The organism is Nocardia sp. NPDC005366, from assembly GCF_040606855.1.
Classification (GTDB): domain Bacteria; phylum Actinomycetota; class Actinomycetes; order Mycobacteriales; family Mycobacteriaceae; genus Nocardia.
In genome coordinates this window covers 1-11,309 of the sequence record NZ_JBEXFQ010000072.1, presented here as the reverse complement: position 1 = coordinate 11,309, position 11,309 = coordinate 1, and the positions used below count along the sequence as shown (strand labels likewise).

Genomic DNA, 11,309 nt, shown 5'->3' with positions numbered 1-11,309 from the left:
CCGTCCAACACCCTGTACTCAAAACACACCACTCTCCTGAAATCGGCTCGTCGAACCACAACAGGAAAGCGGGTAGAGAACGATATCGGTATCGAACACCACCAACCCCGCAGGCTCGCAGTCCCCGGCCGAGGCCACCGGATCAGTAGACCGAACACAGGTCGACATCGAGCAATCTCCTTCAGCGAAATGGAACCATCAGTGCGGCAACGGCATCGGTGCAGTGAACAAGGGGTCGGGTGTGGCGCGGGTCAGGGTTGGGTCGTGGTCACCGGGAGCCGCCGCACACCCGCGGTGAGCTCCTCGACCAAGTCGGTATAGCCGTGCGCGAGTTCCTCGACGTACTCGGCAGCATCGGTGAACACCTCCTGCGACGCGCCCGCCAGGACGGTGTAGGTGTAGGCGGTCAACTGCGCGAGGCGGTCGATCACCTGGCCGACGGTGTGGGTATGCAACCGCGCGGACGGTACCGGTGCTGGCATCACCAACAGCACCCACGAATCGATCGACCCCATCAACCGGGCACGATGATCATCGATCACCACCAGCCCGGCATGCGGGGTCTGCTCGCGTCGCTGATGCAACACCGCCAACTCCGCCGCCGCGTGCAACACCGGATCCTCGACGAGCAGCGGAAACCCACGACACGCGGCCAGCAGCATGTCCTTGTCCGGCAGTACCGGCCCGCCCATCAGCCACCGTCCCCGAGCGCGGGCAACCGACGCGAGCGACGGGCGATCTCGGTGACCAGATCGGTGTAACCGTCGACCAACTCGGCGAGCCGATACCAAGCCGCATGCACCCGCGGGTCGCAAACATCCACAGTCATCAACAGGTGATAGGCGCGAACCTGTGTACAGGCCAGACGGTCGATCACCGCACCCAACGTCTCGGTATGCACCGTCGCCGACGGGTGCGGGACCGGCAGATGATCACCAGCCCACACATCCACAGCCAGCACGAGTTCAGTGCGGCGGCAACGGCACTCGGGATCCAAACCGACCAAGAGTCGGTGATGCAGTGCGCCGAGCTCGCGCGCGAACCCGGCCAACGGATGATCACCGACATGATGCCCGCGGATCGCCGACAACAACGCCTCACCCGACAACAAAGCACCGTCCGGCCCCGCCCGCAGTTGCGGTGAGGATGGTGTCATGGTCATCGGTCACGTCCACGCCGAGGACAACGCGGCCCGGCCGACCAGATCGCGTGCAGCGGCGATCACGCTCGTACGCGACGGCTTCTTCTTCGCCTCGACAGGCTCGGAAATCCACCGCCACCCCGTCGGGTGATCACTCATCGGCAACCACACCCTCTGCCCGGAATCCAACAGCCGAATCCCACGCTCGCGCAGACTATTCAACGTTCTGTACCCGATCTGCCCGCCCCACGCCGGACCCACCAAAAACACCCACTCCTCGTGACGGGAACGTGCGTGAGTCAAGATCGGCACCGACTCACACCGGGAATCCTCAAGCAGGACCGGGTAGACCAGCCTGCCCAACCGGGCAGGCATCGCCACCGCGCCCACGGTCGGATCGGCGATCACCGCGACCCGGTCCAAGGTGACCGAGACCGGGATACCCATCCGGCGATAGACATAGGCGACCTCGGACGCGGTGTGACAACTCTCGAACATCACCATGCCCCCACCCGAACTCCGGCCACGGGCAGCGACGCCGCGCCCAAGTAGCTATACAGCTCGGCCAACTCGATGACCGCAGCCTCATGGCCACGCGCAGCACCCGCACTGAACGCGACGATCGCTGTCGTCGACACCACGACCTGCTCGGCGGTCACTGGGCCTGCCCCAACCGGTCGATGGACTGTGCGGTATCACCACACGACCACAACCGCGCCCCACCGTTGTCCATCGTCGCCAGACCGACCAGTTCGAGCACTGTCAACCCGAGCAGAGCCGCGTAATCGCGCAGCACATCCAACTCCGCAGCCACTCGCAACGCTGCCCGTGCTTGATCCTCCGACAGGGTTCTACCAGGCAAAAAGCTGACGACCCACTTGCTATCGCCGACACTGCGGGCGTGGTTGCCAGATCTGCCGATGTCCAAGATTGCTTTGTCGTCGAAGCGATTCGGCATTAACTACCGCCCCGATCATGCTCAGACCCAAACCTGTCCACGCGGTCGAGCGAACTCGACGCGCGATCTCTTGCACAGGCGGTGGGCCGTACGGACTCGAAATCTGACACGGCACTGACCCCCATTCATGTTGCGAATATTTGAATTGCGGCTTCAGCGGCCAGGATTCGCGATCCGGCGCGCATACTTGAGCCTGAACGGACAGAGTGGAGCCGGGGAGGGCAACTTCGCCCCGTAACTTCGCGCACAAGTTGCGGGGTGCCACGAACCCCGACATTCGGGAAGATGTGAGGAAAGGCACGAGATGGGATCGGCTGGACGGCGAAATCTCCGGCTTGAAACGCTGATTGCGCGTCAGGGCTGGAAGCGCAGCGACGTGGTCGACAAGGTCAACACGGCGTATGAGCTGTTGACCGGCAAACCCGGCGCCTACGATGAAGAGGCCATCCGGCGACTGTTGCGTGGCGTGACCCGTTGGCCGACCGAAGGATATCGCCGAGCGTTGGAGCAGACCTTCGGCGTTCCGGCGGCGGATCTCGGTCTCTACAACCCGCGTGCGTCCAGAGCGAAACCTTCGCAAACTGGTACAGGCGCTGAAGCTGCCTTACGCTGGAACGAGGGTGGCGAGGAGGTTGACGAAGTGCATCGCCGAGAGCTCATGAAAGCCATCGCCGTCATCACGGCGGCTGCGCCCGCGATCACCGCGGCGCTCAACACTGATGAAGTCGAACGCACGATCAGAGCCGTTGCGACCCCACGTCGAGCCGATTCAGCGGTCCTCAACAACATCGAGGCGATGTTGAACCAAGCACGGCTTCAAGACGACCTACTGGGCCCACAGGCGGCGATCCGCACCACATTGACTCAGGTTGACATCACGGAGGCACTCCTAACTTCGGGCCCGCAGGACCCCCTGGAGCGTCGACTCAAGTCGTTGCGGAGCAAAGTCTCCACATCTGCCGGATGGCAACTATTCGACTTGGGGCGCGTGAACTTGGCAGAGAAGCATTTCGAGGCTGCGCGTGACGCCGCCGATGAGGTCGGCGATGATTCTGCTGGGGCGATGGCCTTGGCCGAGTGGTCGGCTATGACCGAGGAAATCGGCAAACCTGCTGTCGCAGCCGATCAAGCGACAGCTGCCGAAACGCGTGCGAATCGTTCCGGTGATCCACTGCTGCGCGCACATACGGCTGGGATAACTGCTCTCGCCCAAGCCAAGGCCGGTCATGAGGGTGATACGCGGCGGGCGCTCGCTCGGGCGGAGGCATTTGATGTGTCAACGCCCCGCACACCCGCGGAATCATTGGCGTATTTCTGTACGGCGGGCCATATCGCTCGGATGCGTGCCAAGGCGCTACATCAGATCGGTGACGTCACCGCTGCCATCGAAGCCGCGCAGGAATCGCTGAGGCTACATGCGGTTCGTGACCGCGCGGCGTCGCACATTCTGCTTGGCACTGTCTATATCGATGCCGGGGATCTCGATTCGGGGCTCAACGCAATCATTGCGGGTGTCGAAGCGGAGGCCGCCATCGGGTCTGCTCGGATATCCGGCCAGTTGCAGAGAGCACGAACACTCGTCCACGTCCGAGCACCCGGTTCTAAAGCCGCGCGCACCCTGGATGCACGTATAGAGGCGCTGCAAGTTATCTAGGACGGGGCGGGCCTGACCGGACAGATGCACTCCATTGCCATAGAACTCGAGGCGGGTGACCCGGGCAGGGCTGCTCGGATCGGGAGCGCTCTCGACATCCCAACCGATACGTCTCCGACCCGGGTGGGTCATCACTGGCAGGACACCGCACGGGCCTGGCTGTTGATAGGGGAGACGGTCAACGCGTTGAAGGCGTTGAATCTGGCGCGGAAATCTGCTCCACAGCAGACTCGACGCCATCCCTCGGTACGCGAGACGTTGATCGGAATCGCATCAGCCGAGCGTCGTCGTACCGACAGTCTCGGCGCGTTCGCGCGATGGGTCGGCGTCACTGTCTGACCGCATGCCCGTGATCGTCGTCGCAGGGGCTGGTCCTGTCAGGATGGTGCGATGAGCGACGACACCAGTCCTGTCCTGTACGCCATAGTGACCGGTTCACCTGCCGCTCGGGACGTCGGCAAGCTCGTGGACATCGCACAATCCGCTGGATGGGTCGTGTGCGTTGTCGCTTCACCGGATGGACGCAAATTCATCGATGTCGAAGCACTGGAGGCGAAGACCGGACACCCGGTACGCAGTCAGTACAAAGAGCCCGGTACACCCGACTTGCTTCCCCCCGCTGATGCGATGATCGCCGCACCGGTCACGTGCAATTCGGTGGCGAAGTGGGCAGCGGGGATATCGGACACGTTGCCACTCGGGCTGTTGGTCGAAGCGGTCGGCAAGGGTCTCCCGGTGGTAGCGGTGCCGTACTCGAACCCGGCGCAGCTCAGCTTTCCCGCGATACAGGACGCCATCAGCAAACTCGGCAAATGGGGTGTCACAGTTCTGACCAACTCACCGAACGAGCAACGAGAATCCGCGACCGGTGAGGAGTTCGTGCAACTGCTTCCCTGGGGCGATGCCTGGAGGGCGCTTCTCGCACATCCCCGCCGCTGATGCGTCGGTGGTTGCAATCGTGCGCGCAACGGCGCGGGCCCGGCGAGATATCGAGTCCCTGAGCTTCGCAGAACACTGGGCGAGGCGCGAACCGCGACCTCCGATAAGTGAATGTTGGTCGCGGTCGGGTCAGCTCGCGTAGTGGGCGGGGTCGGGCACGTATCGGGCGATGCCGAGCTCTGTGGCGACGTAGGACATGTCGACTTCGGGATAGTGGCAGCCGGCCGCCACTTCCAGTTCCTGAGGAGTGTCGAGGCCGAACACGGTTCGGAAGGTATCGGCCCCGCGGCGTGGAGCGTCAAGGAGGTGGGGTTTGTAGCCCGATCGCGCTCGGGGGCCGGTCCAGTTCGGGGGGGCGGATATGTCGGGATCGTCGTGTTCCCAGCCGAGTTCGGTCATCCGGCGTCGGAATTCTGTCGTGCCGAGTCCAGCGCGGTCCAGGTGACGGGCTTCGGAGATCAACGTGTACCCGTCCAGCGCGAACTGGACGAAACACCCATCCTCCCAACCGCCTTCAGGGCCGCGTTCGTTGAGCACCACTGTCGAGTAGCGCGGCATAGTGTGCAGGACCCAGTCGAGTCGTTGTGCGAATTCGTTCCAGTCGGTGGATTGTGCGGGCAGGCCGCGGCCGGTCGGCCGGTCATGAGGCACCAGGTGAGTGTGGGAATCGGTTGGGCCGCGGTCGTTCCATGCGCGGCAGGTCAGCCGGGTCGGGGTCATGCCCAGTCCGTCGCGCATGACGGCCACTACCGACGCGGCGATGGCCGGGTCGCCTCGGAAGTAGCGCCATCCGGTCTGCCATTCGGCTGCGGCCTCGGGCCAGTCCCGACGTGGTTGGATCCACCTCAGGTTTTCCGGCTGGGCGTGCAGGATGGCCAGTGTTCGCTCGGTGACTATCGGGTCACGCGGAACGGGAACCGTGATCGCCAGACCTTTGTCTTCGGAAGTGAAGTTGACGAAGTAGCCGGTTTCGGGATCCTGCAACTGGTAGAAGGCGAACTCGTAGATGATGTCGCCGTCATCTGTGGTGTCGGGTTCGAGAAAGTGGGGCATCATTTCGAGGATCTCGGTCCAGTCATCGGGCACATGGTCATCCTCACCCGACTGCCACGCCCACGGTAATCGGGGTACGTGGGCCGAGGCCTCGCCGATCACTCTTCCGGGGGAGGGGCTGATCTGCGCCTTGAGTGGTGTCTCGTGAACGATCGTTTCGATCCACCTCGGGGTGTAGTTCAAGGTACCGGTAGAACTCGCCGAATTTTTGGGCGGATCTGAAGGTTCCGCGCGAACCTAACCAGCGTCGACCGTGGCTGGCCGCGCTTCGCTCGGCAGCGGTACATCGGAGGGGCATCGCGTACCAGAAATACGCCTTCCGTCGATACTGCGGGAACCTGAGGTTTCCAGAGAAGAGGATTCTTGTGCGCACACATTCTCGGATTTGCTCGTCATGAGGGAGGAGCCGAAGGTGCCCTTCCGGATGCCGGTCGAGGATGTCTTCGAGGTCAACCGGTGCATCGTCATCGGCGGTCGCGTCGAACAGGGTACGGTCTGCGGCGGCGATGTCATCGAGATCTCGGGCGAGGGCGGCACGGTCACCGCAACCGTTGCGCGCGTGGAATTTCTCTGCTGGCGGGGAGTCGGCGAGCCCACCGGGTGGCCGGGCGACAACGTGGGGCTGCGGCTTCGGAAGGTCTCCCCGGGGCAAATCCGCGTCGGCTGGATCGCGATCGCGATCCAGCCCTCTTGATCGCAGCCGATATCGCTCGCCCGTGCGATCAGATGGCCGGGTGCACGCTCACGGTGCGTTCGCTCTCACCAGCGCCACCTGATGGTGCGAAAACATCGCCATCTACCGCTGCGAGTCACATCCGCCGCCGGGTGCCAGTGTGGTGAAGTGTTCGGGAATCGAACCCGAACATCGGACACCAGCTCTCGTTCACGGGTGGAGAAGGCGGGCCGAAACGGATCCGCAGGGCGCAACCCGCGCAGGCTCCCCTATTCGCGCGCTGCGTCCCGCGCGGCGTCGGCCTGCTGAGCGGCGCTCTTCGCGGCGGCCGCGCGGGTTTTCCCAGCCTGGTCAATGTCCTCGGGACGTTGGTGACCGCATCGGAGTTCGGCGCCCGACTGGTCGCGCACAGTGAACTCCAGGGCCGCTACCCAGACGACCATGCCGTCTTCGAGCCAGTGAACATCGAAGACCTGGCCCTCGCGGATTATGTTCTCGGTGAAGTCGGCGTCCTCGAACTCGACGGTGAGCGCGTCGTCATGCCGCATCCAGAAGTCCTCACCCCACGGCTCGACCCAGACCTTCATGATCTTGTCAGGGAACGGGTTGGACAACGAGATATGGGGCACCGGCGAAGCCTAGGACATCGGCCTCGACCCGATGCCCTTCAGCCCCTGACCGCCGATACGAACCGCCAGTTGAACGTTATCGGCGGTAAGAACGCATCAACTGCCATGCACCCGTGACGAACATGCCTACCAAGCTACCAACGGCCACAATGATGATGGCCCAAAAGACCACGTCTTTCCAATTCTCGACAGAACGTCCGCCAAGGTCAGTTCCATCCTTGAAGAACACGAAATATCCCGCTACGACGGCGAGGCAAACGCTGCTGACGGTGATCGAAGCTACGCCGTCTTTACGGAGCGCCACCGCAACTTCGCTATCCGCTTCCAGATCTGCCCGGGTCAGGCCCACATGCACCCGATTGGCTTCCAGATATCGAATCTGGGACATTGCGTACGCGATTGAGTGGTCCAGAGATTCCCGCCCCGGTACGTCCTCAGGCCACTCCGCACGCGCCTTCGACAGCTGCTCCAGGCGATCGTACGGCGACTTCCGGTTGCTCCGTATGAGAAACCAACCTGCGACGAACGAGGCAAGGAGTGTTGCGCAGCCAATAGCAAACGGGCCTAGGTCAGTCCACTTCCAGACTTCCCCGACTGGCGCGGGCTGCTGCGCCAGGCATGCGATCACAGCCACCATCCTGCCAGAGGTAGACGAGATCGGTCGCTCGTTTCGGCGAGTCAACCCTCACCACGCTGACCAGCCCGGGACCGAACTACATCGCGGTAACGCCGAGATCGCCTACGCTGTACCGTCACCCCCATGTCTGAAGGGGAGAAGACAAACGGCGAACTGGTCCCGAGGCGCGGCCGATGGTTCTGGCCCGGCATCGCGGTCACCGTGGCCGGTGCCATGACGGCAGGGTTCAGTGCCGCAGTCGTTTCCGGGGTTCCGACATCGTTCGGTCAGCCACTCGCGACGATCATCGGCGGGACTGGTGTACTCGCTGCGGGCACTCTGGCGTATCTGACCGGTCAACGCAGCCGGGAACAGGCGGAAGCCCATCACAAGATCGACTCACGGCACGAGCGGGAGTCGGCCTTGCGCGACCGGTATACCTCGATCGCTACCCAGATCGCCAACGAATCCGCCGCCATCCGGCAAGCAGGCGTCTATGCCCTGACGGCGCTCGCCGACGACTGGCACACGTTCGGCGAGGACGACGAACGGCAGGTATGCATCAACCTGCTCCAGTGGTATTTGCGCGTTCCGTTTCCCGAGAGCGACGACCTGGAGAAGCCGGACCTCGCCGAACGCGAGATCAGGCAGACCATCGTGCGCATCCTCAGCGAACGTCGTCTCCGATCGAGCGCTGATCCGAAGTCTTGGATGCTTGCCTCTATCAGCCTCCACAGTGTGTCGCTATCAGACTGCGACCTCGCCAATCTCGTCCTCACCGACATCAAATTGGGTGCCGCAAAACTGAACGGCGCGAAACTGGGCAACGCGAAACTGAACGACACGGACCTTTTTGGCGCGGAACTGAATCGCGCGGACCTCTTCGCCGCAAAACTGAACGGCGCGAACCTTTTTGGCGCGGAACTGAACGGCGCGAACCTGGACTACGCGAAACTGAACGGCGCAAACCTGTTCAGAGCGAGACTGAACGGCGCGAGCCTGAGCAACGCGGACCTGAGCGGCGCGAACCTAATCGGCGCGAACCTGACCGGCGCGAAACTGAGCAACGCGGACCTGAGCGACGCGAAACTGAGCGGCACGGACCTACACAACGCGGACCTGAGCGACGCGGAACTGCGCCGAGCAGTTCACGACTCAGCAACAGTATGGCCCGTAGGGTTCACGGCCCCCGATCCTCCGACTTAACCCATCCGGAATTGGTCGACCAGCTCGGCCATGAAGCCGCGGCCGAGGATCGCTTCTGTGGCTTCCTGCTCGCCGGGCGTGCTGTTCAGGTACAGGCGGGTAACCACCTGCGCGGGGATCTGCACGACGCGGGCAGGGTCTTCGCCCTCAGCGTCGCGGGCGGCAGTGCTCCGATCACGGCTACAAGACGCTGACGTGTATCGTCAGCCGGTTCACCACATCGTGAACCAACCCGACGCCGTTCCGGTGCGGTCGGGTTCGCCTTCCGCACCGGGGGATTGTGCAATTGCATGCCGACGCGAGCCCCTTCGCGTCAGAAAGAGACCTCACACACATGCACCTCATGAAGTTCGCGGTGGCCACCGCTATGACTGCCGCAGTCACGGTGACCGCCAGTGGATTCGCCCACGCCGATGTGCCCGCGGCACCGCAGGAGCGACCGTTCGCTCTTCGGGGCACCGACCACGGTGTGGCCTTCGCCATTTCTCAGTCCTCCGATCTGAAGGAGGTCACGGTCAATCTGGACGGCGGACGATTCACCGCGACCGACACCGGCTACACCGTCTCCGACGCCACCGGTGCGCGTATCGGCGAAATCCCCTTCCGGACCAACACTTCCGACAGCACGGTCGAACTCTCCGCCACCGTCGACCCGACCGGCACCCACCTGACCGCCAAGCCCATCGGCCAATGGCTCTCCCAGCGTCAGATCAACACCGAGGTCGGGGCAGGCATCGGCGGTACCATCGGATTCGTACTGGGGAGCTTCCTGGGCCTGTTCGGCCTGATCGGCATGGGCGTGCTCGCCATCATCACGATTCCAGTGGGAATGATCGCGGGAGGTCTCATCGGCGCCGGGATCGGCGGGGCCATCGGTAATTCCTTGCCCGCGTCCGACGAGCCCAACATCTACAAGTACTACTGCGGCGGCCTGTACGAGCCTCGCTGCTGACCGAACAACCGACACGGCACCGCCTGGGCGAAGACCCACGGCGGCGAGCTCGGATCACCCGGGATTCCCCGCGTCGGTCTATCTCTGAACCTCGTTCGACTACGACCGGCGCGAAACACCCGATTCTGTGCTGTGATCTCGCTCGAAAGACGCTCTTGCACAAGTGGTTTGTGGACAGCTAGCGTCGGTGTCGCGCCAGTAGTGTGCCTACATCCCCTTGCCATTGCTGGCGTCGCCGAGAGACCCCCGGATTGTCCAAGGACGCCGGGGGTTTCGTCGTATGTACCGCCTTCCGCTACTCCGATTCTGGAGGTCGTTCATGAGTTACGGTGTCACCCTGCCTATCTGGCTCGAAGTCCTGACTTTCGTGGTCGAGCTGGTCAACTCGATCATCGGAGGTGCGCCCCTGTGACCGATCCACGCATCCACAGTCGCACCGGCAGGAGACCTGTTGGCTGAGCATCCAGCTCTGCGTCCGGTATCCGCCGGTGCATTCGTCGTGTCGGTCGAGTAGGCAGTACATGCTGACACCGGGCGGGTGCTGTTCGGTGATGACATCGAACCCGACACCGCCGATGTCTACTCCCCGGTCGAGGAAATACGACATCCGCCAGCCGTCACGCCATATCTGTTTGATACCGAGCAGGCTGTAGGTCGCCCAGATCGGCTCGACCCCGCGTTCGAGGTAGGCGTCCATGTAGGCGTCCTCGGGGAACTCCAACGGTGTTTCGCTGACGCCGAGCCCGCCGATGCCGTGGAACTGTCCGGAGTTGAGCAGTTCCACCAGCCCGAGACCCGACCACATCGGCAACACCGCCGGATTGGGCGGATACCAGCGCATGCCGGTGATCGCGGTGAGTAGTCGGGGACGGAATCGGTCGGGTTCGCTGTAGCGACGCGACACCGTCGTCCAGTACCGCCACCCGTTGCTCAGGCGGTCACGTCGCCATGTGCCCTCGGGCAACGGCTCCTCCACGCTGGTCATGACCTGCCCCAGACCGTCACCACGTGCGCCGCTTCGGGGGCACCGGGGCGGGTTTCGTACCAATGGATGTCACCGCCTGCTGGGTCGATGAAGTACGCCCAGTTGATCAACGGATTGCTACGCGCGTCGGCCAAGGTGTAGGTGTTCATGCGCGGCCCGATGGTGTAAGTGAATCCGTAGCCTTCGAGCACCCGCCCCGTGTGCCGGGGCAGGCTCAGGTTGGTCTCGGAGTCGCCCTCGTCGAACTCCGGCCACAAGTAACTGAACCCGTAGTGGCAGCCAGTGAGGGTGTCGAGCGCGGCGCGGACGCCGTCTCGGGCCATGATCAGCCCCAGTCGTTCGAGCATCTGCTGTGGTGCTCCGTCGGTGTGGACATAGACCCCGGTGGCGGTGTCGCCTCCGAGTCTGCCCACGATGCAGGGATCGCTCATCGTGTTGTCTCCCGTAGAGATGTCGGTGAAAGCGCCGCGGCCCGGCCCGGTGCTAGCGGGTCGGGACGCGGC

At 63.4% G+C, this 11,309-nt stretch carries 15 protein-coding genes; 5 read left to right on the top strand and 10 right to left on the bottom strand.

The window, feature by feature from the left end; translation table 11 throughout:
- Positions 1-251: 251 nt before the first annotated feature.
- From ABZS43_RS36045 to ABZS43_RS36030, 4 genes are all read right to left on the bottom strand, one after another.
- Positions 252-692, bottom strand: a complete 441-nt coding sequence (locus tag ABZS43_RS36045) for a DUF4254 domain-containing protein (RefSeq protein WP_355040494.1) — start codon at positions 690-692, stop codon at positions 252-254.
- The gene (locus ABZS43_RS36040) at positions 692-1,162 is read right to left on the bottom strand and encodes a DUF4254 domain-containing protein (protein WP_355040493.1); all 471 of its coding nucleotides are present in this window, start codon (positions 1,160-1,162) and stop codon (positions 692-694) included. The genes ABZS43_RS36045 and ABZS43_RS36040 overlap by 1 nt, the downstream gene beginning before the upstream one ends.
- Positions 1,163-1,165: 3 nt before the next feature.
- Positions 1,166-1,645, bottom strand: a complete 480-nt coding sequence (locus tag ABZS43_RS36035) for a hypothetical protein (protein ID WP_355040492.1) — start codon at positions 1,643-1,645, stop codon at positions 1,166-1,168.
- A 151-nt stretch (positions 1,646-1,796) separates the two neighbouring features.
- Positions 1,797-1,955: a hypothetical protein gene (locus tag ABZS43_RS36030; protein WP_355040491.1), complete on the bottom strand. Its 159-nt coding sequence runs from the start codon at positions 1,953-1,955 to the stop codon at positions 1,797-1,799.
- A 448-nt stretch (positions 1,956-2,403) separates the two neighbouring features.
- Here ABZS43_RS36030 and ABZS43_RS36025 point away from each other — a divergent pair, with 448 nt between their 5' ends.
- A complete protein-coding gene (locus ABZS43_RS36025) occupies positions 2,404-3,753 on the top strand; it encodes a hypothetical protein (protein ID WP_355040490.1) in 1,350 nt (449 codons plus the stop codon).
- Positions 3,754-4,143: 390 nt separating this feature from the next.
- A complete protein-coding gene (locus ABZS43_RS36020; RefSeq protein WP_355040489.1) occupies positions 4,144-4,692 on the top strand; it encodes a flavoprotein in 549 nt (182 codons plus the stop codon).
- Positions 4,693-4,821: 129 nt separating this feature from the next.
- Here the strand turns inward: ABZS43_RS36020 and ABZS43_RS36015 are convergent, their stop codons facing one another.
- On the bottom strand, positions 4,822-5,778 hold the full coding sequence (locus ABZS43_RS36015; RefSeq protein ID WP_355040488.1) for a hypothetical protein: 957 nt from the start codon (positions 5,776-5,778) through the stop codon (positions 4,822-4,824).
- A 361-nt stretch (positions 5,779-6,139) separates the two neighbouring features.
- Between ABZS43_RS36015 and ABZS43_RS36010 the strand changes: the two genes are divergently transcribed.
- Positions 6,140-6,439, top strand: coding sequence for a hypothetical protein (locus tag ABZS43_RS36010; RefSeq protein WP_355040487.1), 300 nt, complete (start codon positions 6,140-6,142; stop codon positions 6,437-6,439).
- Between the two features lie 248 nt (positions 6,440-6,687).
- On the opposite strand, the gene ABZS43_RS36005 is transcribed toward ABZS43_RS36010, so the two are convergent.
- Both ABZS43_RS36005 and ABZS43_RS36000 read right to left on the bottom strand, forming a co-directional pair.
- Complete coding sequence (locus ABZS43_RS36005; protein ID WP_355040486.1) at positions 6,688-7,047, bottom strand: hypothetical protein; 360 nt, start codon at positions 7,045-7,047, stop codon at positions 6,688-6,690.
- 76 nt (positions 7,048-7,123) lie between these two features.
- Complete coding sequence (locus ABZS43_RS36000; protein ID WP_355040485.1) at positions 7,124-7,675, bottom strand: hypothetical protein; 552 nt, start codon at positions 7,673-7,675, stop codon at positions 7,124-7,126.
- 132 nt (positions 7,676-7,807) lie between these two features.
- Between ABZS43_RS36000 and ABZS43_RS35995 the strand changes: the two genes are divergently transcribed.
- Entirely contained in the window at positions 7,808-8,869 is a 1,062-nt protein-coding gene (locus tag ABZS43_RS35995) for a pentapeptide repeat-containing protein (protein WP_355040484.1), read from the top strand.
- Here the strand turns inward: ABZS43_RS35995 and ABZS43_RS35990 are convergent.
- Positions 8,866-8,994, bottom strand: a complete 129-nt coding sequence (locus ABZS43_RS35990) for a hypothetical protein (protein WP_355040483.1) — start codon at positions 8,992-8,994, stop codon at positions 8,866-8,868. The two genes, ABZS43_RS35995 and ABZS43_RS35990, sit on opposite strands and share 4 nt — an antisense overlap.
- A gap of 218 nt (positions 8,995-9,212) precedes the next feature.
- Here ABZS43_RS35990 and ABZS43_RS35985 point away from each other — a divergent pair, with 218 nt between their 5' ends.
- Positions 9,213-9,821, top strand: a complete 609-nt coding sequence (locus tag ABZS43_RS35985; protein WP_355040482.1) for a hypothetical protein — start codon at positions 9,213-9,215, stop codon at positions 9,819-9,821.
- 295 nt (positions 9,822-10,116) lie between these two features.
- Here the strand turns inward: ABZS43_RS35985 and ABZS43_RS35980 are convergent, their stop codons facing one another.
- Both ABZS43_RS35980 and ABZS43_RS35975 read right to left on the bottom strand, forming a co-directional pair.
- Complete coding sequence (locus ABZS43_RS35980) at positions 10,117-10,806, bottom strand: hypothetical protein (protein WP_355040481.1); 690 nt, start codon at positions 10,804-10,806, stop codon at positions 10,117-10,119.
- Positions 10,803-11,309: hypothetical protein (locus ABZS43_RS35975; protein WP_355040480.1), on the bottom strand; the 507-nt coding region annotated here is incomplete at its 5' end. The genes ABZS43_RS35980 and ABZS43_RS35975, both read right to left, overlap by 4 nt.